We start from the raw sequence: 20,138 nt of genomic DNA on the forward strand, positions 1-20,138 counted from the left end.
TAATGGGTTCGTTAGTTTTATTTTTCACAAATTATCTTGAGTTCAAGTCTTTTACGAAAAGGGGGCTATAGCTAAACATAGCATCCCACTTATCGTGAGATAGGAGGGTCAAAATTCAGCTCGAATTCGGTTCTTCCTTTATAGGGGGCGATAGCTTAAAAGGTGATCTCACTATTACATATAAAAAGAAGTGACTCTAGTTAAATGCTAAATATAAGGAGGGAAAATTTTTGAAGAGGGTTGATGTAGCATATGTATTATTAACCGATGAAAAGAATGAAAAGATATTGATGGTTAAAAACACTGGCAAAAATTCCTCTTACTATACCCTTCCTGGAGGTGCAGTAGAGTATGGAGAGACTCTTCAAGAAGCAGCTATGCGTGAGGTTAAAGAAGAAACAGGGTTAGAGGTTAAGGTAGGTGGAATTTTTTCCGTGATGGAAGCTTTTTTTGAAGAAAGAAATCATCATGCAGTCTTTTTTACTTTTTTAGGAAATATAGTTGGTGGTGAAATAAACATCTCCTTTCCAGAAGAAATTGAAGAAGTGACTTGGATGGACTTAGATTTGGCAGCAGAGTTTTTACATCTGCCTATGGAATTAAGAGGAATATTAAACAAAACAGCACCTTATATTCTTAGGGGAAATGTGGCATACAACAAATAATTCATCTTGACTTCGAGTCTTCTTGTATTGGGGACGATTGCTCAAAAACTATATTGTATATGGCGTTTATTCTATGTAGTTTTGGCAGTGTGTTTATTAGCAAAATAGAATAAATAACTGAGTTTGCAAATGTATAAGGGAGGTTATTAATTGAAGAAGCAAGTATTGTTTATTCACAGTGCAGGTCCACAGGGAGGAAAGCAGGGAAGTAGTCCTCTAATCGCCTACTTACAAAAATCGCTTAGTGAGGATTACCATTTATCCTGTCCGGCCATGCCAAACCCTGAAAATCCGAGTTATGCTTCGTGGAAGGCTATACTAAAAGAAAAACTTTCTGAATTGAATGGTAACGTTGTTCTGATTGGTCACTCACTGGGTGGCTCAGTCCTTTTAAAGTTTCTCTCGGAAGAGGCTTGTGATTTATCTATCTCTGGCTTATTTGTGATGGGATCCCCATACTGGGGCCTGGATAAAGAGTGGTTTAACCGGGAATTTGAACTCTCAAATGATTTTTCTTCAAGAGTTTCACAAATCACGCAAATCTATCTATATCAAAGCCGTAATGATGATGTTGTTCCTTTTAGTCATTTCGAACACTACGAATATAAGCTTCCACACGCGAAGACTAGGGTCTTTGAGAATTATGGACACTTATTTCAGAATGACCTTCCTGAACTTGTTCTTGATATTGAGTCTACTCGATGAGTATAAAAAGTGCCTGACCCCCACTTCGCTAAAGTGTTAACGTGGTGGGGATCAGGCACTTTCAAGCATTCAGTATATCCGCGTTAATATCAGGAGGGTAGGAAAAAGTTATGTTAGGTATCATACTGTCGTCTTTACCCCATATTTTCATAGGAGCTTTGATTGCCTCTATAATTATGGTTAATGATAATGGGTCTTTTCAGAATAAAATAAGGACATTTGTATTTTGTAGTGTTGTTGTAATGTCTCCGGATGTGTTGAAAGTTTTAGGAGTTTTATCTAGTCATGCTTTGTGGCTGTGTCCCGTTTTAGGAATGTTTTTTTCGATTACATATGTTTATATTACAAAAGGAGTAAATTTCTTTATATATTGGATAAAGCTTTCTACCATTATTTTAATTGGACATTTATTTATTGATTTCATTGGAAATGGTGCGCGGTTACTATATCCTTTTGTTAAAGAGGAATTTATATTCAGTATTGTAAGTAAATTGGATTTTATATTTATAATGTTCCTTGCCTTGTTCATGGTTGTTGTCCTTATAACTCCTAAAAAGAAAGGAACAGCATTCGTATGTCTAATGATTATTCTTATGTACTTTAGCTCTCTCACAGTATCCAAAATACAACTGGAGTACAGTTTAAAAGAGAAATATAAAAGTGAGGATATTGTTTTGTTACTTTCCTATCCCAACGAAAGTTTCCATTGGAGTTATCAAGTTAGAACAACAAACATGATAGTCACTGGAAGATCTCCTGTTTTTAGTGGAGAAATTAATGTAGAGACAAAGAGAGAATTTTAATTTTAATGAATAGCTCATTTGTTGAAGAAAAAGTGCCTGACCCCCATTTCGCTAAAGTATTAACGTGGTGGGGGTCAGGCACTTTCATTGAAAAGATACGGCGTCACTATCTCCAGATGGCGTGTTACGAAGTGTTGTGATATTGGTAATTTTTCGAATAAGGGGGAATAGATGTATAAAATTGTGCTGCTTCTTTGGCTTCCTGATTAAACCACAGATGGGGGACAATTTTTTGATTGGTGATTGATATTCCTCCTTTTCATTATGAATGATATCTTACTGATTTTATACTAGTTATTTAACTTCTTTCAGATGCTCTTCCAGGCGGTTCCAAGTTTCTGTGATGCCCTGCAGCATGCCCATATCCATGACTTTATTGAGAGCTTCCGCAGATTCATACTCTGTCCGGTTAATTAGCTTCGTCATTCCATCCATATCGATGAATTCCAAAGTGATCTCGGATGAAGGCATCGTTTCGTCAATATTACCATCAGCATCCGAGAAATAATCGGTATAAGTAATCATCTCTGGTTCAATAATATCCTTGTAAACGACTTTTCCCCAAGACTCCATCCCATAATATTCTCCTTGACCCTGATCCATACACTTCATACAGAAATGCCAAGTGCCACCCGGTCGGAAATCAACGTGGCATACTGGAAGTTCCCAGCCATTTGGACCCCACCAATGCCTGAGATGCTCAGGTTCTTTAAACATTTTAAACACGAGGTCGCGCGGGGCATCGAAGTTGCGCTCCAGTACTAGCACCCGATCGTTCTCTACTCTAGATTTTAATTCATTGATTGACATTATAATTCCTCCCTCGAAATGTATAAGTTTCTTCCATTTACTCTTCACCTGTACAGCAAAGTCATTATCTTCATGATCGTAAAAGTTAAATACTCCTAGGGAAAGGATGACTATAAGTCACAAAAGTTGCTATTTTTACTTGTGAGTCTTTCCATATAAGTTATAAGGGGGCACTGCGGGATGTTTTTTTGTTTTCGTTGCCTAATTATCAATTCAGTGTTTTTTTTCCTTTAAACTATTGAGATAACCTTCCAACCGATCCATCCGCGATTCCCACATTCGACGGTGGGAGTCAAGCCACTTATCCATCTCTTGAAGTGGTTCTGGTCTTAGCTTATATATCCGACGATTAGCTAGCGGCTGAACCTCAACAAGACCAGCTTCGCTCAAAACGCGAAGGTGTTTTGAAGTTTGAGGCTGATTTAGGTTTAACTTCCCCGCAATCTCTCCCACTGGAAGAGGTTCGTCAAGTAGAAGGTCGACTATAGCAAGACGGTTGGGTTCTGCCAGTGCACTAAATGTTTGTACGTTCATGATGAATTTTCTCCTAACATGTGTATTTTTCATAAATAGTGTATGGTGTTACATTATGGATCACCTCCAAGTTTTTCACTTTAATCTATGTCGCTCTTTGGTGTTAAATTAATTATTCCTTATAAGGAATATTCCCGTCAAGGAATGTTCGGGAGTTTTCTCAGAACGATAGGAAATACCTATAAAAAATTTTTCAACATCTCATCATGAAAAGATAAACTTATGAGGTGGTGCTGAGGCGGCTATGTAGAAATTTTTGCTTTAGGGTAGGGAATGGGAAGCTATTCCTTTCTATGAAGCTACTCTTTTAATAAAGGGAGAGTTACATAAGCGTACATATGTACAGTAAAACACTTTAGCAAAAAAATTATCTTCAAAGTTAGATATACCATATTACGAATTAAATAATGTAGTTTTGATAAGGCATAAGTCTAGATATGAGAAGAACTGAACAAGAAAGAGAAAAGATCTAAATAGTATAATACAATCTGAAAGTTGGGTAATTGAAGGAGTTCACAATGAGTATTGGATAAGTAACAGTTTTCATAATGCAGATATGATCATTTTTTTGATACAAGATATTCAATAAGACCTAAAGTTAATTTTTTTAACATCTATGGCATACATAAGGACAAGGTAGAAGTTACTAAAAACGCTAAATTAATCAAGAAATACTTAACTAAAGTCTGTGTTAGTTAAAGACTTATTCAGAGGTATCCTGCATTCAAGTCTTCATATATTCACAAAGGATGGTATTGATTGGGTTAGATTCATTGGGATGAGTCTCGGGGGGATAGTAATTGTAAATAAACTCAGTAAAGTATTTGGGAAAAACGGTAAGAAACCTTAAGAAATATTTAATTTTATAAATATTGATGCTCTATTTATAGATTTACACAAAACACCTCGAATTCGAGTCTTTCAACTATCGGGGGCACATCTTGAATAAGGATTTGTGGTTTCTTTGGTTAAAGCATGTTGGATATGGGAGGGGAATTTTTAAGCACGTCGAAGTTATATTCGGAGGCAACCTTCGGTAAGTCGAAATGATAATGGTTTTTTAATTCAGCTCCTTAATTGCAGCTGGCTAGAGTGAAAATAATTAGACCTGTGGTGATGCGTATCAAACTTCGGTAGTTTGAATAATTCTAGGGCAATAGCGAAGACATTTGTCAGAATGGTTGATTTATTGGGTTTTTGGAATTCTAAAAATCAAGGAGGAGATGACTTTGAAACACATTAACTTATTATTAAACATTCTAGATTCAACATTCGATAATGAGAATTGGTATGCACCATTCAAACACGCAATTGAAGGAATCACAGCAGAACAAGCCAATTGGAAGCCCGCTGGAGAGGCGACCAAATCAATCTGGGAAAACGTCAATCATCTCATTTACTACAAAGAACGACTTGCTGCAAACTTGGAAGGGCGTGAGTGGACACACAACCTTGATGGTGATGCGACCTTTTATTATATCCCACTATCTAATGAAAATGAGGATTGGAAAATAGTCGTTGAACGTGCAGAGACTGCTCACCATCGGTTACGAGAGGTACTGAGTAAAACTTCTGTTGAGAAGCTTGAGAAAAATTCACTTGAAGAGAAGCTATTAGACATTTTTCTTCACGACGCCTATCATACAGGCCAAATTATACAAATCAGAAAATTGCAAGGGTCGTGGCCATCGAATCGTTAACCGTTGTTTATTCATTATAGATCACTCTAGTCAAATAAATGCTTGGATTAACAATATCCTATCCTTAATCATGCGCTTATTACTTATTATCCCGATATCAAGTCTTCAAGTAAAGGGGTCTTGCCTTCAAAAAAAGACGAGACGTTACTGTTTATCTTGGATATAGAGTGAAAAAGTTATTTAATAGGTAATCAAATTTATATTTAATAAGGAGATGTTTCAATGACTCCAAATCAAAATATTAGGATATGCGACAAAGGGCACAAATATTATAAAACTAGCGATTGTCCAACTTGTCCAATCTGTGAAAACGCGCGAAAGCCTGAAAGTGGATTCCTTTCATTACTGCCAGCGCCGGCTAGAAGAGCCTTGGAAAACAACGGTGTAACTTCCTTGGAAATTTTATCAACATACAATGAAAAAGATGTTTTAAAATTTCATGGCATGGGTCCAGCGTCATTACCGAAGCTGAAATCAGCTTTGAAAGAGAAGGGATTATCTTTTAAGAAATAACTTTACTTATTCTGTATCGTTTATATATTTTATCTTGAAACCAAGTCTTATAGGAACGGGGGCGATTGTTCAATATAGGCAATCGCTTTTTTCTAACTACGAAGGACGATTGAGTAATGTAGATACTCTTAATAAGGGGTGAGAAATTCAATGGCAAATTCTGAGGAAGAAGAAAAGCTAGCTGGAGGGAATGTCTCAAATGTATATGTATTTGAAGATACTGTTCGAAGAGAAATAAAACCTGGCAGTTTGAAGATACATAGATTGTTACAGCATTTAGAGAGTAAAGGTTTTAATTATGCCCCGAAGTTTTTAGGTATGGATGAAAAAAATAGGGAGATATTATCCTTCATTGAAGGAGAAGCTGGAAATTACCCTCTGAAAAGATATATGTGGTCAAATGATGTATTAAAAGAAATAGCACAAATGCTTCGTCTTTATCATGACGCAGTTAGTGACTTTCCGTTGATAGATGAGTGGAGTCCAATTGACAATACTCCAAGTAATAGAGAGGTTCTATGCCATAATGATTTTGCTGTGTACAATATTATTTTTAATCATGAACAGCCAGTAGGCATTATTGACTTTGATGTTGCAGCTCCTGGGCCAAGACTTTGGGACATAGCCTACACGCTTTATACATGCGTTCCTTTAAGCAGACTTTATCATAATGAAGCAGGTGAAGCCGTCTATTATAACGTTTCACATGATGCAGAACGGATCAAAGCAAGAATTAAGATATTTTTTGATTCTTACGGTATTGAAGGTATAGATGAAGGCTATTTAGAAATAGTGTTGTTGCGGTTAGAAGGGTTATGTAAATACATGAAGAGAAAGTCAAATGAAGGAGATACTGCATTTCAAAAAATGATAAACGAAGGTCACCTGGATCATTATGAAAAGGATATTGAATTCATTCGTGAACATGGAAGAGAGTGGATTTGATCAGAATTATTAAGTGAATCATGAGTGGCTATTGCTAGATTTTCTGATATCTCGAATCAAGTCTTACAGTAAAGGGGGCCATTTTTAAATATGTGGATCATATTAGGGGTTATTGCTATAGTAGCGACTTTTATAAATCTTTACATGTATAAAGCAGGAAAGGATTATAAACTTGCTATGGCGATGGGATTATCATTTACAGCATTAACAATTTGTGCAGATTACAGTTATCTATCTCGGTGGGTAAAAGCAGAAGATTGGGCAGCTTTATCGGATGTCATACCTGCTATGGCAAGGGCATTTTGGTTTTTGACAATTGTTTCTATATTACTAAATATAGCACCCATATTTTTGGAACGAATACATAATAAATAATGACTTAATACACATCATTTATTTAATATTCAACCATTGTGTAAGTCTTTGTATATAACTTAAGGGTGCGTTAATTCAAGGTAAACTCGAAGATATCTCGACTTCGAGTCTTCAAGTAAAGAGGGCATTTCTTGAATAAACATATTTACAAGAACATCACAGGGGGATATTAAATGATTGATGGAATATATGAATGTATAAGTCAAGCACAGTTAAAAAAGTATGCAGAACTTGCTGTACGAGCTGGTGTAAATCTGCAAAAAAATCAACTATTGATTATTCATAGTGATATACAAAATGCTGCGTTTGCACGTCTAATCCAAACGGCAGCCTACGAGGCAGGAGCTTCAAATGTATTTATAGATTGGACAGATGAACAGTCTACCAAAGAATTTTACCTAAGGGCAGCAGATCGCGTCATTGATCACTTTCCTGATTGGCAGGCTGCTCGTTTTAAGGAATGGGACGAGGCAGGTGCTGCTTACATACATATCATTTCTGAGAACTTAGATGTCTTTAAGGAAGTTTCTACAGAAAGGATCAATCGTTTCCAAAAAGCTTCTCGTACTAAATTGAGGGATTATTATGCAAAAATTAGATCCCACGAGATACGCTGGTGTCTTTTAGCTGTCCCAAACGTTGAATGGGCAACTAAAGTATATCCCAACCTGAGTAAAGAAAGAGCTTTACAATCATTATGGAAATTAATTTTAAAAGGATCTCGGGCAGATGGGAAAAATCCTATAAAAGATTGGGAGAGTCACAATAGAGCCTTCGAGTCTCGAAAAAAAAACCTAAACGAGAGCCAATTTGAAGCCCTGCATTTTACAAATAGCCGTGGAACTGATTTATTAGTTGGTCTACCTAAAAATCATTTCTATATCGGTGGGGGTGTCACAGATAAAAATGGAATACCTTTCTTTCCGAACATTCCTACGGAAGAAATATTTACTGCTCCCCATAAAAATAGGGTGAACGGCAAATTGGTAGGTACTAAACCTCTGATCTATGGGGGAAGGGTCATCGATGAATTTTATCTTATTTTTAAAGATGGCCGGATTACAGACTATTATGCCGCAAAGGGACAGGAAGTGTTACAAAATCTCATCGAAACAGACGAAGGTTCACACTATCTGGGTGAAATTGCCTTGGTCTCTAATAAATCTCCTCTTGCTCAGGCAGATACTCTTTTTTACAATACCTTGTTTGATGAAAATACGTCCTGTCATATTGGAATCGGAAATGCATCGCCCTCCAATATCCAAAATGGCATTGACCAATCCGAGGAAGAGTTGAAGGTAGCGGGTCTGAATACTTCACTATTGTCAGTCAATGTGACCTTTGGTACCGAAGATATGAAAGTAGTAGGTATTAAAAAAGGTGGAACTGAAGTCCTGCTAATGGAGGATGGGGATTTCCAATTCTAAGAGCCGAATCGGCAGTGACCTATATTTAAGGTAATTGAGGAGGAACAACAGTATCACACAAACAAAGAGAAAGGAACGACCTTTCTCTTTGTTTGTTTACTTATTTTCTTTACCTATTTCAGGAAGGACGGTTCTCGCTACTTTTTTGTCCAATGCTTCATAATCGTAATACTTAATGGTTTCATATAGTTCTTCACGTGATTGCATATCCTCAAGCTTTTCTTTTTGAGTATCGGAAGTCATAATCTCTGTAAAGATTCGTTCATAAGCTTTGGCAGCAACACGAAGGGAGGTGACTGGATAAATGACCATGTCCATCCCGAACGAGCTGAAGTCTTCGCCTGTGAAATATGGTGTCTTGCCGAACTCGGTCATGTTTGCTAACAGGGGAGCTTGAATGGCGGAAGAGGCATGGCGAAAATCTTCCTCACTCGTTAAAGCTTCCGGGAAGATCGCATCAGCCCCTGCTTTTACATATTGGTTCGCACGGTCAATGGCTTTGTCCATACCTTCTACAGACTTGGCATCCGTCCGTGCTATGATGACAAGGGTTGGAGCGACTTCTTTGATCGTGCGGATTTTTTGCATCATTTCTTCAGATTCAATCAGCTTTTTACCATTTAAATGACCACATTTCTTCGGTAATAGCTGATCTTCGATTTGTACAGCGGCCACCCCGGCTTCGACCATTTCCCTTGCTGCTCGGGCTACATTAATGACGCCACCATAACCCGTATCGATATCAACAAGCAGGGGGAGGTCCGAGGCTCGGATAAGTTCCTGTGCTTTTTCCGCCATTTCGTTCGAATAGATGAGTCCTAAGTCTGGAAGCGCTCGACTTGCTGTATAGGCAGCTCCGGATAAATAAATGGCTTGGAATCCGACATCTTTTGCAATTTTTGCTGACATACCATCGTGAGCACCTGGAATTTTCAACAATTCTGGTTGATCAATCAGGCGTTTGAAAACTTCTGCTCTTTCTGGCTGGGTAGATGTGGATTCGAATATCCATGACATATGGTTTTCCTCCTTACCATTTAAATTCTAAACAGCTCCATGAATTGGTTGACTGGAGTATCCGTCAGCTCATCATAATCCTCACAAAGGTTAAGGATACGGTTCACTTGACGGAATGGAAAGCGTGTCTTTAAATTATTTTGAAATTTATTCAATAGGAGCGGGATTCCTTCGTCACGGCGACGTCGATGGCCGATCGGATACTCGATAGCGATCTCTTCTGTAGAGGTGCCATCATTAAAGAACACTTGAACGGCATTGGCGATGGAACGTTTGTCAGGATCAAGGTAGTCTTTGCTGTACTGTTCATTTTCAATGGTAACCATAATGTTTCGCAGACGGTCGATTTCAGGATTCGCGGCTACCTCGTCTTCATAATGGTCTGCATTCAAAGATCCATATAATAGACCGATGGCTGTGATGTATTGCAAACAGTGATCACGGTCCGCAGGGTTATGCAGTGGTCCTTTTTTATCAATGATTCGGATAGCAGATTCATGTGTCGTAATGGTTACACGCTCGATCTCGTCGATTCTTCCTTTGACCTGGTCATGAAGTTGTATAGCTGCTTCTGCTGCCGTTTGGGCATGAAATTCAGCTGGGAATGAAATCTTGAATAAGATATTTTCCATCACATAAGAATCGAATGGACGTGCTAAGGTGAGTTCTTTTCCTCCGAAAAGTACATCCTGAAATCCCCAGCCAGGTGCAGACAAGGCAGTTTTGTATCCCATTTCTCCGTTCATCGTCATCAAGGCGAGCCTTACACCACGGCTTGTTGCATCTCCGGCCGCCCATGATTTTCGGGAGCCTGTGTTTGGGGCATGGCGGTAAGTACGAAGACTCGAGTTATCAATCCAGGCTTGGGAAACTGCGTTCACTACGTCTTCTTTACTGCCACCTAACATGGCTGTTACGACTGCTGTTGTGGCTATTTTTACGTAGAGAACATGGTCAAGCCCCTCACGGTTGAGGCTGTTTTCCAAAGCTAAGACCCCCTGGATTTCATGAGCTTTTACAATATTCTCAAGAACATCATCCATTTTCAGCGGTTCTTTCCCCTCTGAAATTCGTTTACGGCTGATGTAATCGGAAATTGCCAGGATTCCCCCTAAGTTGTCGGAAGGATGTCCCCATTCTGCGGCAAGCCATGTATCATTGTAATCGAGCCAGCGGATCATGCATCCTATATTAAAAGCTGCGTGGACGGGGTCCAATTCATAGGACGTACCGGGTACGCGGGAGCCATTCGGAACGACGGTGCCAGGAACAATAGGTCCTAAGTGCTTCGTACATTCCGGATAACGTAAGGCTAAAAAGCCGCAACCTAATGTGTCCATCAGCACGTATTGGGCGGTTTCTAAAGCTTCCTCGCTTGTGATGTTCCCGTAAACCGCGTACTCTGCAATGCGATCCATCACTTGATCCGTCGACTGAGCCGTATTTATTTTCACTTCTGTCATTTTCATCGCCACCTTTTTTATTTTTAAAATGATGTTTGTAAAAGCCGACCGGGACCAGCCCGGCAGCTTGCGATTAAGGGTGCAGACCACGAGGCCCCGTATAGAGAACTCTCGGCCTGAACAATTTGTTGTTGGTATATTGTTCAGATACGTGAGCACACAACCCAAGCGTGCGGGCAGCAAAAAATATCGGGGTGTACAAATCAATCGGTATACCTAAGAGATAGTAGACGGGTGCGGCATAATAGTCCAGGTTCGGATATAAACCCTTTTCTTCTTTCATCAGCTGTTCTCCTGCTTCGCACATCTCAAAAAGATCTTCGCGTTTTCTCTCTACAGCCAGTTCACGTAACGCTTCTTTCATAAGAGCTGCTCTAGGGTCCATCTTCTTCATGTACACACGGTGTCCGAAACCCATGACTTTTTCTTTATTATTAAGTTTTTCATAGAGAAGATGGCGGAATCCATCCGTTGTTTCTCCTTCTAACAGCATGTGCATGACTGCTTCATTCGCTCCACCGTGGAGGTTTCCTTTCAATGAAGCCACTGCTCCAGTGAGGGCTCCATAAATGTCAGCGTTTGTCGAAGCGATCACACGTGCTGCGAAGGTCGAATTTGGCATTTCATGTTCGCTATATACCATCAAAGACTGATCAAAATAGTCTGCTTCCGCTTGAGTCGGCTCTTTTCCTGTAATCATGTATAAGAAATTGGTACTATAGGGAAGTTCCTGTTTGGGTTCGACGACAGCTTCATCATGAAGGATGTGATAGCTGTTCGCCACGATATTTGGAATTTTTGCCAGCAGCCTGAGAGCGGTCTTGCTGATTTCCTCCTCCCGCCGTCCATCTAAATTTTTTTCGTACCCTGCAAGGGCAGATATCCCTGTTCGTAAAGCGTCCATCGGGTTGGTTTCTTTAGGCAGTTTGCTGAATAGGGAAAAGAAATCAGCAGGCAGGTCATATTCTTTTTTCAATTCTTGTTCAAGAGAGGAGCGTTGTTCGTCATCAGGGAGTACACCTTGAAGTAAAAGCTGGACTAAATCAAGATATTGTTTGTTCTCGGCTAGCTCAATGAGTTCATATCCACGAAGGACGATTTCTTCCGCATCAACATCTAAATAAGACAGTTTTGTTTCGGTTGCAATGACACCGTCTAAACCTGGTTTGTAGGCTGTTTGCTCTGCCATGAAAATTCCTCCTTTTTTGTTAACGCTTTCAAAATAAGTATTTAAACTTTTGAAGGCACCTGCGGATATCCACTCACTTCCTCATGAACAAGGGTATAGGCGGCATCGAGATTATCCATCTCCTGCTCTTGGCCGTCCTCACTGGGTATCTCTTTTTTTAATTCGTTATAGGTCGATTCGAGTGAACAGGAAACGGAAGAATACAGGTGATTCATAATACAAGCTTTGAATCTATTGACGTAATACTCGGTTGCAATGGTCAAAGAAAAACACCTCTAATCAAATGGAAATGAAGGCAATAAAAAAACAACTTTCAGAGAAAGTTGTTAAGTTGAGATTTGCAATTTAATAGAGTATAAAACCAATACATCAGGTATAGAGCACCCACTGGTCCAAACTCTTTCACTCGCACTTAACACCTCCTATCCTCGTAGGTATGGATGTTCGCTGACAAAGGCAGGTCTCCTGGCTTATGATCATCACTCCCTGGCTCCTTCCCATTCCCGTTTTTAACGGAGAACAGTGGTCTTTCCAGTTTGCTCCCAAATACAGTTGCGGGACAGCATCGGATTTACACCGATTTCCCTTTTAAGCAAATAAGCTTGAACAAGCTTATTTGCACCTGAGTCTGAAACATATTCAGTTATGACCTTTTCAATATAACAAAGATTTTGAAAATAGACAATTATTTCTAAAATATGAGTGATAAACAAGGTGATTGAAATCTTTTAGTAAGACGGAAAGTGAAATTATTGATATGTTTAAACCTCATGGCTGTAAGAATGGAATCGATTCTATTATGAAATCTATTTTAAAAGCCGAGTGTTACTATTCAAAAAAAGTGCCTGGCCCCCACTGCTAGTGATTGAGTGGTGGGGAAGGCATTTTTTTAGGCTCATTTGGGAATAAATTATTTGCTTTTCTTCTTCTTAAGGTAACTTATATATATGGCTATTACTCCACCTAATGTAAAAGCATGTACAGTAAAAGCTGAAATCTGAGTACTAGGAAGGTCTCTGTTAAAAATGTTATATAGTGATATAGCTGCTATTAATAATAAGCCTATTAGACTTAGAGTCAATTTCAATTAAAAACCTCCTGGTAAATATTTTCTTGTCTCACTATACAATAGACTAATTCACACGTAAAAACAGTAATGGAATTTTGCGAAATAACGCATAAAAAAGTGCCTGCCCCCATATCGCTAAAGTTTTAACGTGTCGTGGTAGGGGACCACTTTTTTTCATGAATTCAAAGTCATTTTCTATTTCATAAGCAAAAAAAGATATATAAAACACATTGACGAAAACGTTTACATGGAGTATAGTCTACTTAAGGTAATCGATTACGTAAACGATTAAGTGAGTTTTAGAAATGAGGATTAACCATGGTTTCTATTAAAGATGTTGCAAAAAAAGCCCAAGTCTCTACAGCAACCGTATCTCATGTGATCAATGAGACCAGATTTGTAGCCGATGAGACCAAACAGAAAGTTTACCTGGCGATGAAGGATCTGAATTACCAGCCGAACCGGATCGCAAGAAGTCTTAGAAGCCGTAAATCGAATACGATCGGACTTTTAGTTCCGTTAGTTGCCGAAGATACATCGAATTTCTTCTTCATGAGCATTGCGAATGGAATTGAAAAGGTGTTGAAAGAAAATGGATATAACTTAATACTTAGCAATTCCGATGAAGATGAAGGAACGGAAAAAGATCAAATCCGCGTTTTCAATACACAATTGATTGACGGATTGATCATCGCTCCTGTCAACGGGAAAGATTCAGCGTATAAGCAGGAATTAACCGGTGACTATCCCGTTGTTTATATCGACCGACATCCGAGCGGCATTGAAGGGGACATGGTTCTTGTTGATAACCTTCGCGGGTCGTATGAGGCAGTCGCTGCTCTCCTTAACAAAGGGTACGAGCGGATCGGCTTTATCACAGGCACCCTCGGGATTACGACTAGTGATGAACGCTTGAATGGGTATAAACAAGCCCTGGAAGAAAAAGGGCTTCCCGTAAGGAACGAGTTTATCAAAGAAGGGCCAGCCACCTTTGAACTAGGCTATCAGTTAGCGAAAGAGCTTCATGAAGCAGGAGTAACGGCTTTGTTTATCGCCAATAATGTCATGACGATGGGAGCTGTTTCTTACCTTAAGGAACATCAGGTTCAAATACCTGAGGAAATCGGCATTATAGGCTATGACGATTATGATTGGATGAAGATCACGTCACCACCTTTATCTGTCGTCAGGCAGCCGGCGTTTGAGATTGGAAAAGTCGCTGTTGAGCAGCTGCTTAAGAGAATAAATGGATCACAAGAGAAATATACAGAAGTCATGCTCGATTCAGAGTTGGTACAGAGAGGTTCCTTTTAAAGAGAACCTTCTCTTTTTAACCATAAAGTAAACGATTACGTAAACGTTTTTATGGAATGGAAGGTTGGTTGTCAGCGTTCAATTATGAAATGGGAGGTACGGAGGATGAAAAAATTATCATTGTTGTTGGCAGGGGTTTTAGTCGTGTTGATGCTTGCGGCTTGTTCGAGTGACAGTAACGCGAACTCAGAAGGCGAAAGTGGGAGTTCCGGGGAGAACACAACAAGTGACACTGTAGAAACGGGCTCTGTTGAAACAAGTGTTGAAGCTACAGGGGACGAAGAGGTGATGCTTGATTTCTGGATTCACCAGACAGGTGAAGACGAGACGAATGCGTACATTGAGTTGATTGATGCTTTCAACAAAGAGCATGAGGACATTCATGTCAACGCAGAAGTCATCATTGATGACGGAGCAAGTGCTTACAGTGACAGCATCAATGCCGCTCTTGTAGCAGGCAACCTTCCAGATGTGATGGCCGTCGACGGCCCTTACGTCTCAAGCTTTGCTGAAGCTGGAGTGATTCAGCCGATTGACGAATATATCGACGAAGAAACGAAAAGCCAATATGTAGATTCGATCATTCAACAAGGCACATACAACGATCAATTGTATTCCTTAGGCGCCATGGAAGCTTCCGTCATGCTTTATTACAACAAAGACTTGTTGGATGAGGCAGGGATCGAGCCGGCTGATTCTATCGAAGAAGCGTGGACATGGGATGAATTGATGGAGAATTCCAAGAAAATGACGACCGAAGACCGTTATGGACTGAACTTGTTCATGAACTATGGCGTTGGTGAATGGCTGACGTTCATGGGAGCACCGCTTGCCTGGTCGAACGGAGGCGCATTGATTTCCGAGGATGGTACGACAGTTGATGGTTATCTGAATAGTCCTGAAACCATTGAAGCATTGAACTATGTAAAAGAGCTATTCGCTGAAGGTGTGGTTACTGATAGTCCTGGGGAGATGCAGTTTGAGGAAGGAAATGCAGCCCTTGCTTTAGGCGGTCCATGGATTGCCGTTTCTGCTGAAGACGCCGGCTTGAACTGGGGAATGATGCCGTACCCTTACAAAGATGAAAAAGTGTCTCCATCCGGAAGCATGGCTTATGCGGTAACGAATAACACAGAAAATCCTGAAGCAGCTGTCGAGCTTATGAAATGGATGACGAATGAAGAAGCAACGATCAAAATTTCGAAAGCCACAGGCATGCCACCGGCACAGAAATCTGCGTTCGAAACCATGGAAAAATTCAATGAGCTTCCATGGAGCGTTATGAAGGAACAAGTGATCCAAACCGCCCATGCCCGCCCGTCTACACCAGCTTATCCGGTATTGACAGATGCATTTGCTCAATCTTTCCACGCTGCTGCTCTGGGTGAAGATGTCGAGAGTGTGGTAGAACAGCAGGTCCAGCGTGTCGAGCGTGAATTGAAACGTTTTGAAGAATAGTCCAACGATTGGACGGGGCCTGTGAGTGCTGCAGGCTCCCTCTGATTTTTAACGACCGTCTACGGGTTTGAAAGAGAGGGTGAACACATATGAAAGGGAACAGTTCTTCTGCAAAACCACTGACCGATCACGATCACTATAAGGCTCCGTCAGAACCATCGATCAAAAAGGTGCCGCCAAAAAGGAAGAAAAGAAGAAGGTCACAGGCCTTCCAGGAAGCTGTGACAGGCTACTTCTTTCTAGCTCCTGCATTAATTCTTCTGGGTGTATTCCTTTTGTATCCGATGGGGGCCGCTTTCTATTATAGTTTTACAGATTTCTATATTTTAAAACCGGATGATATTTCATTTATCGGGTTCGAGAATTTTTCTTATATATGGCAGGATGCTCAATTCCGGCAGGCCTTTTGGAATACCGTTTACTTTTCTGTCATCGTCGTTCCTGTCCAGCTGGCGGTCGCGTTAGGGCTAGCCTTGCTCATTAATAAAAAATTAAAGTTTCGCGTGTTTTTCCGAACAGCGTTTTTCTCGCCTGTCGTGATGTCTTTGGTTGTGGTATCGATTCTCTGGACGTTCATGTACAATCCAAACGAAGGATTGATCAACCAGCTGCTCGGACTTATAGGGATTTCCCCACAACCATTTCTTACAAGCCCGGATCAGGCTATGAATTCCATTATTGTCATGTCTGTCTGGCAGGGGGCCGGGTTCCAGATGATGATTTTCCTGGCAGGCCTTCAAAACATACCGAACCATTTGTATGAAGCGGCAGATATTGATGGAGCAAGCAATTGGCAGAAGTTTTTACATGTCACTCTGCCAGGTTTGAAAAACATTGCACTGTTCATTTTTATCACCATCAGTATTGCTGCCTTTAAATTACTCGTTCAGCCGATGATCATGACACAGGGCGGACCGCTTGGGTCTACCAAGTCTCTCGTCTATCACATCTATGAAACGGGATTCAACTACCGTGATGTCGGTTATGCCTCAGCCATGGCTGTCGTATTCACATTGATTGTCCTTACCATCACCATTATTCAGCGTGTACTTATTCGTGAGGAGAGGGGGTAAAAGCTATGAAAAGAAAGAAAGGAATCCAGCGAGTCGTCTTATATGTTTCTTTGACTTTACTCACATTCATCTTTCTCTTTCCATTAATATGGATGCTCGTTTCATCGTTGAAAGATGAGTTTCAGATTTTCAGGGATATGAAATCACTGAAAGCCTTTCTGCCTCCGGCTCCGAGTGAAGTTGAAGGGGGATATTTCGCCAACTATATCGCCGCTTTTCAACGTGTCGACCTTATGAAGTACATTTTGAACAGCTTGATTTATACGACCGGCATCATTGTCTTTGGGCTTATTGTCAACTCCATGGCAGGTTATGCCCTGGCACGGTTTCGTTTTCCACTGGCCGGTTTCTGGCTTGGTGTCATTATCGCGACCTTGATCATCCCGCCGGAAAGTATCTTTCTGCCCCTCTACGTTTTGGTGTATGACCTTGGATGGGTGAATACGTACACAGGGTTGATTGTCCCGTTTATCGCGAATGCTTTTGCCATTTTTTTATTCCGGCAGTTTTTCCTCGACTTTCCTAAAGAATTGGAGGAAGCGGCCAAAATCGATGGCTGTTCTCAAATCGGCATTTTCTTCCGGATTATTGTCCCGCTTTCTAAACCGGTCTTTGCGACTGTGGCGATCGTCTTATTTATCAACCACTGGAATGATTTCCTCTGGCCGCTTGTTGTCGCTTCGGATGAGAGTATGCGTACGATCCAGATTGGGCTGCAGTACTTCATGAACGAACCACCAATCAAGTGGGGGCAGGTGATGGCTGCGTTAACGATTGCCACTGTGCCGATGCTGTTGATATTTGCTTTTCTGCAAAGATACTACGTCCAAGGTTTAACACACACCGGTTCAAAAAACTAAATGATTTTATCGTTAATGTCAGGCGAAAAGTGGAAAAACGCCGACTGATAATAAGGACTAATGATTGTTGGAAGGAGTGCCATAACATATGATTCAAAGCCAGCCTGTAACGACGAATGGATATTATGAGGAGAGGTACCGGCCTCACATCCATTTCACCCCCGAACAAATGTGGATGAATGACCCCAATGGTCTTGTTTACTTCGAAGGGGAATATCACCTCTTTTATCAATACCATCCAGATAGTAAGCAGTGGGGGCCGATGCACTGGGGCCACGCTGTCAGCAAGGATCTAATCACGTGGGAACATCTTCCTGTCGCTCTCTATCCGGATACTCTCGGCATGATTTTTTCAGGGAGCGCTGTGGTCGACCACAAGGATACGAGTGGTTTTTTCGATGGAAAACCGGGGCTTGTTGCTGTGTTTACCCACGCCGATGGAGATTTGCAAAGGCAGAGCATCGCCTACAGTAAAGACCATGGGCGGACATGGGTGAAATATGACGACAATCCGGTGATTCCAAACCCCGGCATCAAAGACTTTCGTGATCCGAAGGTTTTCTGGCATGAGGAAACTGAGAAGTGGGTGATGGTGCTTGCGGCAGGGAGAAAAGTTCAATTCTACACATCAACGGATTTGAAGCAGTGGACCTATGTCAGTGAATTTGGAGAAGGGTGGGGCGAGCAGAAAGGAGTCTGGGAATGCCCGGATCTGTTTTCGCTCACGAATGAAACGACCGGGGAAAAGAAATGGGTGCTGCCGATCGGGATAGATGCAGGTGCGCCTTCAGGTGGATCCGGCACGCAGTATTTTATCGGCTCTTTTGATGGCAAGCACTTTGTTCCTCATCAGTCAAAAGAAACGGTGCGCTGGCTTGACTATGGCAAAGACTTTTATGCGTCGCAGTCCTTTTCCGATCTCCCGGGGAGGAGAGTAGTCCTTGCCTGGATGAGCAATTGGCAATACGCCAATGACGTGCCGACAGATCCGTGGAGAAGTGCGATGACGATCCCAAGGGAATTGACTTTATCGATGGTGGAAGGTCAGGAACGCCTGATTCAGAAACCTGTCGCAGAGCTTACAAGCTTGATAGAAAAGAAAATGGAGAAGGAGCCTTTCTTCCTTCAAGAAAAGCAGTCCACCGAGCTGGACCAGCCTGCTTCTCCTTTCATCTGGGAATGGGGTGTGGAAATCGAAAAGGGCGGCGTTTTCGAAGCACGCTTATTTGGAAAGCAGGATGGAGGTCTCCGCGTTCGCATTGATCGCGGGAAAAATACGCTATACGTTCAAAGAGACAGGGCGGACCTTGATTTCTCCAAGGAATATGCATGTACTTGTCAGGCACCATTGAATGGTGATCATTCGTCCTTCCATCTCAAGCTCGTTTGTGACCATTCCTCGGTCGAAATCTTTCTAGGTGATGGAGAAATAAGCATGACGAATGTATACTTACCGGCAGCTGATCACGAAGCGAAATTAAAGATGGAAGCTGTCCGCGGAACGGTAGAAGTGAAACAATCGTCGGTTTCAGAATTGAAATCGATCTGGAAGCCCAACGCTTAAAGAAAGAAGAGGAGGATGAAGATGAAAGGTACGGGGAACCTTATCTACCTTGTTTGTGACTGGTTGATGCGGCTTGCGATTTTAAATGTATTGTGGATCACTTTTACACTTATGGGTGGCGGAGTTTTCGGTATCTTTCCTGCTTCTGCCGCCTGTGTCGCTTTATTGAAAGAGTGGATCGCGGACCGGCGCCCTCATCCGGTAGCGTTTTATTGGGACGTTTACAAACGCTCCTTTCTTTCTGCGAATGTCGTGTTCCTATGTACGTTTGTTTTAATGATTCTTTTAGGCTTCAACATCTATACCAGTCTTCAATTCACAGGGGTATGGTTCTACCTTTTTTTCAGTGGTACCGTGTTTTTGGGCGCGGGGGTGTTGATGACGGCCATCTTAACGTTCAACCCTCTCAGTCATGGCATGAAGGCAAAAGAAGCTTTGAAAAATGCGCTTCATCTTCTGTTGCTTTACCCTGGTCGTCTGCTTTCTTTTATCGCCGGGTTTGCCCTGCTTCTCGTCTGTATTCGGTTCATTCCTGGCATCCTGCCGTTGTATTCCGTCAATATCATTCTATTGTTAACCGTCCTTTTGTTTCCTTTTCAACAAGAAGCTCACAAGCCCGTCTGACTGGATGCAAGAACAGACGGGTTTTCTTTT

Annotated in this window: 21 protein-coding genes and 1 riboswitch; of the genes, 14 read left to right on the forward strand and 7 right to left on the reverse strand. The window is 41.2% G+C overall.

What is annotated here, in order from left to right:
* Positions 1 to 230: 230 nt before the first annotated feature.
* From BLS23_RS08945 to BLS23_RS08955, 3 genes are all read left to right on the forward strand, one after another.
* Positions 231 to 665 (forward strand): NUDIX hydrolase, encoded by a 435-nt coding sequence (locus tag BLS23_RS08945; RefSeq protein WP_089652204.1) that lies wholly within the window; start codon positions 231 to 233, stop codon positions 663 to 665.
* 150 nt (positions 666 to 815) lie between these two features.
* Positions 816 to 1,370 carry an alpha/beta fold hydrolase gene (locus tag BLS23_RS08950; protein WP_089652205.1) on the forward strand — a complete coding sequence of 185 codons (555 nt, stop codon included), beginning with the start codon at positions 816 to 818 and terminating at the stop codon, positions 1,368 to 1,370.
* Positions 1,371 to 1,480: 110 nt separating this feature from the next.
* On the forward strand, positions 1,481 to 2,173 hold the full coding sequence (locus BLS23_RS08955; protein ID WP_089652206.1) for a hypothetical protein: 693 nt from the start codon (positions 1,481 to 1,483) through the stop codon (positions 2,171 to 2,173).
* A gap of 124 nt (positions 2,174 to 2,297) precedes the next feature.
* Here BLS23_RS08955 and BLS23_RS22010 read toward each other — a convergent pair whose 3' ends face one another.
* The 3 genes from BLS23_RS22010 to BLS23_RS08970 form a co-directional block, all read right to left on the reverse strand.
* Positions 2,298 to 2,423 (reverse strand): VOC family protein, encoded by a 126-nt coding sequence (locus tag BLS23_RS22010; protein WP_341845043.1) that lies wholly within the window; start codon positions 2,421 to 2,423, stop codon positions 2,298 to 2,300.
* A gap of 44 nt (positions 2,424 to 2,467) precedes the next feature.
* Positions 2,468 to 2,983, reverse strand: coding sequence for an SRPBCC domain-containing protein (locus tag BLS23_RS08965; RefSeq protein WP_089652207.1), 516 nt, complete (start codon positions 2,981 to 2,983; stop codon positions 2,468 to 2,470).
* A 213-nt stretch (positions 2,984 to 3,196) separates the two neighbouring features.
* Positions 3,197 to 3,517: an ArsR/SmtB family transcription factor gene (locus BLS23_RS08970; protein ID WP_089652208.1), complete on the reverse strand. Its 321-nt coding sequence runs from the start codon at positions 3,515 to 3,517 to the stop codon at positions 3,197 to 3,199.
* Between the two features lie 1,229 nt (positions 3,518 to 4,746).
* On the opposite strand from BLS23_RS08970, the gene BLS23_RS08980 reads away from it, so the two are divergent.
* From BLS23_RS08980 to BLS23_RS09000, 5 genes are all read left to right on the forward strand, one after another.
* Positions 4,747 to 5,217 carry a DinB family protein gene (locus BLS23_RS08980; RefSeq protein WP_089652209.1) on the forward strand — a complete coding sequence of 157 codons (471 nt, stop codon included), beginning with the start codon at positions 4,747 to 4,749 and terminating at the stop codon, positions 5,215 to 5,217.
* Positions 5,218 to 5,439: 222 nt separating this feature from the next.
* Positions 5,440 to 5,730: an RNA polymerase alpha subunit C-terminal domain-containing protein gene (locus BLS23_RS08985; protein WP_089652210.1), complete on the forward strand. Its 291-nt coding sequence runs from the start codon at positions 5,440 to 5,442 to the stop codon at positions 5,728 to 5,730.
* 150 nt (positions 5,731 to 5,880) lie between these two features.
* A complete protein-coding gene (locus BLS23_RS08990) occupies positions 5,881 to 6,675 on the forward strand; it encodes a phosphotransferase (RefSeq protein ID WP_089652211.1) in 795 nt (264 codons plus the stop codon).
* Positions 6,676 to 6,765: 90 nt separating this feature from the next.
* Positions 6,766 to 7,050 carry a hypothetical protein gene (locus BLS23_RS08995; protein WP_089652212.1) on the forward strand — a complete coding sequence of 95 codons (285 nt, stop codon included), beginning with the start codon at positions 6,766 to 6,768 and terminating at the stop codon, positions 7,048 to 7,050.
* 173 nt (positions 7,051 to 7,223) lie between these two features.
* Complete coding sequence (locus BLS23_RS09000) at positions 7,224 to 8,477, forward strand: aminopeptidase (protein WP_089652213.1); 1,254 nt, start codon at positions 7,224 to 7,226, stop codon at positions 8,475 to 8,477.
* A gap of 96 nt (positions 8,478 to 8,573) precedes the next feature.
* On the opposite strand, the gene prpB is transcribed toward BLS23_RS09000, so the two are convergent.
* From prpB to BLS23_RS09020, 4 genes are all read right to left on the reverse strand, one after another.
* Complete coding sequence (gene prpB, locus BLS23_RS09005) at positions 8,574 to 9,494, reverse strand: methylisocitrate lyase (RefSeq protein WP_089652214.1); 921 nt, start codon at positions 9,492 to 9,494, stop codon at positions 8,574 to 8,576.
* Between the two features lie 20 nt (positions 9,495 to 9,514).
* Positions 9,515 to 10,957, reverse strand: coding sequence for a bifunctional 2-methylcitrate dehydratase/aconitate hydratase (locus BLS23_RS09010; protein WP_089652215.1), 1,443 nt, complete (start codon positions 10,955 to 10,957; stop codon positions 9,515 to 9,517).
* Between the two features lie 73 nt (positions 10,958 to 11,030).
* Positions 11,031 to 12,146, reverse strand: coding sequence for a citrate synthase (gene mmgD / locus BLS23_RS09015; RefSeq protein ID WP_089652216.1), 1,116 nt, complete (start codon positions 12,144 to 12,146; stop codon positions 11,031 to 11,033).
* Between the two features lie 41 nt (positions 12,147 to 12,187).
* On the reverse strand, positions 12,188 to 12,409 hold the full coding sequence (locus BLS23_RS09020; protein ID WP_089652217.1) for a hypothetical protein: 222 nt from the start codon (positions 12,407 to 12,409) through the stop codon (positions 12,188 to 12,190).
* Between the two features lie 175 nt (positions 12,410 to 12,584).
* Positions 12,585 to 12,787: riboswitch (cobalamin riboswitch) on the reverse strand.
* 746 nt (positions 12,788 to 13,533) lie between these two features.
* Here BLS23_RS09020 and BLS23_RS09025 point away from each other — a divergent pair.
* The 6 genes from BLS23_RS09025 (at position 13,534) to BLS23_RS09050 (ending at position 20,108) form a co-directional block, all read left to right on the forward strand.
* A complete protein-coding gene (locus tag BLS23_RS09025) occupies positions 13,534 to 14,529 on the forward strand; it encodes a LacI family DNA-binding transcriptional regulator (protein WP_089652218.1) in 996 nt (331 codons plus the stop codon).
* A 105-nt stretch (positions 14,530 to 14,634) separates the two neighbouring features.
* Positions 14,635 to 15,987 (forward strand): ABC transporter substrate-binding protein, encoded by a 1,353-nt coding sequence (locus tag BLS23_RS09030; protein WP_089652219.1) that lies wholly within the window; start codon positions 14,635 to 14,637, stop codon positions 15,985 to 15,987.
* 89 nt (positions 15,988 to 16,076) lie between these two features.
* Positions 16,077 to 17,060, forward strand: a complete 984-nt coding sequence (locus tag BLS23_RS09035; protein WP_089652220.1) for a carbohydrate ABC transporter permease — start codon at positions 16,077 to 16,079, stop codon at positions 17,058 to 17,060.
* Positions 17,061 to 17,065: 5 nt separating this feature from the next.
* On the forward strand, positions 17,066 to 17,920 hold the full coding sequence (locus BLS23_RS09040; protein ID WP_089652221.1) for a carbohydrate ABC transporter permease: 855 nt from the start codon (positions 17,066 to 17,068) through the stop codon (positions 17,918 to 17,920).
* Positions 17,921 to 18,008: 88 nt separating this feature from the next.
* On the forward strand, positions 18,009 to 19,484 hold the full coding sequence (locus tag BLS23_RS09045; protein ID WP_089652222.1) for a glycoside hydrolase family 32 protein: 1,476 nt from the start codon (positions 18,009 to 18,011) through the stop codon (positions 19,482 to 19,484).
* 21 nt (positions 19,485 to 19,505) lie between these two features.
* Positions 19,506 to 20,108 (forward strand): YesL family protein, encoded by a 603-nt coding sequence (locus tag BLS23_RS09050; RefSeq protein ID WP_167356050.1) that lies wholly within the window; start codon positions 19,506 to 19,508, stop codon positions 20,106 to 20,108.
* Positions 20,109 to 20,138 lie beyond the last annotated feature (30 nt).

Source organism: Halobacillus aidingensis, from assembly GCF_900104185.1.
Classification (GTDB): Bacteria; Bacillota; Bacilli; order Bacillales; family Halobacillaceae; genus Halobacillus; species Halobacillus aidingensis.

Bases quoted from the DNA above. Each gene is read 5' to 3' on its own strand.
- mmgD (WP_089652216.1), bottom strand. From the start codon at position 12,146: ATGGCAGAGCAAACAGCCTACAAACCAGGTTTAGACGGTGTCATTGCA.
- BLS23_RS08970 (WP_089652208.1), bottom strand. From the start codon at position 3,517: ATGAACGTACAAACATTTAGTGCACTGGCAGAACCCAACCGTCTTGCT.
- BLS23_RS09030 (WP_089652219.1), top strand. From the start codon at position 14,635: ATGAAAAAATTATCATTGTTGTTGGCAGGGGTTTTAGTCGTGTTGATG.
- BLS23_RS09040 (WP_089652221.1), top strand. From the start codon at position 17,066: ATGAAAAGAAAGAAAGGAATCCAGCGAGTCGTCTTATATGTTTCTTTG.
- BLS23_RS09025 (WP_089652218.1), top strand. From the start codon at position 13,534: ATGGTTTCTATTAAAGATGTTGCAAAAAAAGCCCAAGTCTCTACAGCA.
- BLS23_RS08965 (WP_089652207.1), bottom strand. From the start codon at position 2,983: ATGTCAATCAATGAATTAAAATCTAGAGTAGAGAACGATCGGGTGCTA.
- BLS23_RS09000 (WP_089652213.1), top strand. From the start codon at position 7,224: ATGATTGATGGAATATATGAATGTATAAGTCAAGCACAGTTAAAAAAG.
- BLS23_RS08995 (WP_089652212.1), top strand. From the start codon at position 6,766: ATGTGGATCATATTAGGGGTTATTGCTATAGTAGCGACTTTTATAAAT.
- BLS23_RS08955 (WP_089652206.1), top strand. From the start codon at position 1,481: ATGTTAGGTATCATACTGTCGTCTTTACCCCATATTTTCATAGGAGCT.
- BLS23_RS09050 (WP_167356050.1), top strand. From the start codon at position 19,506: ATGAAAGGTACGGGGAACCTTATCTACCTTGTTTGTGACTGGTTGATG.
- BLS23_RS09035 (WP_089652220.1), top strand. From the start codon at position 16,077: ATGAAAGGGAACAGTTCTTCTGCAAAACCACTGACCGATCACGATCAC.
- prpB (WP_089652214.1), bottom strand. From the start codon at position 9,494: ATGTCATGGATATTCGAATCCACATCTACCCAGCCAGAAAGAGCAGAA.
- BLS23_RS08985 (WP_089652210.1), top strand. From the start codon at position 5,440: ATGACTCCAAATCAAAATATTAGGATATGCGACAAAGGGCACAAATAT.
- BLS23_RS09045 (WP_089652222.1), top strand. From the start codon at position 18,009: ATGATTCAAAGCCAGCCTGTAACGACGAATGGATATTATGAGGAGAGG.
- BLS23_RS09010 (WP_089652215.1), bottom strand. From the start codon at position 10,957: ATGACAGAAGTGAAAATAAATACGGCTCAGTCGACGGATCAAGTGATG.
- BLS23_RS08990 (WP_089652211.1), top strand. From the start codon at position 5,881: ATGGCAAATTCTGAGGAAGAAGAAAAGCTAGCTGGAGGGAATGTCTCA.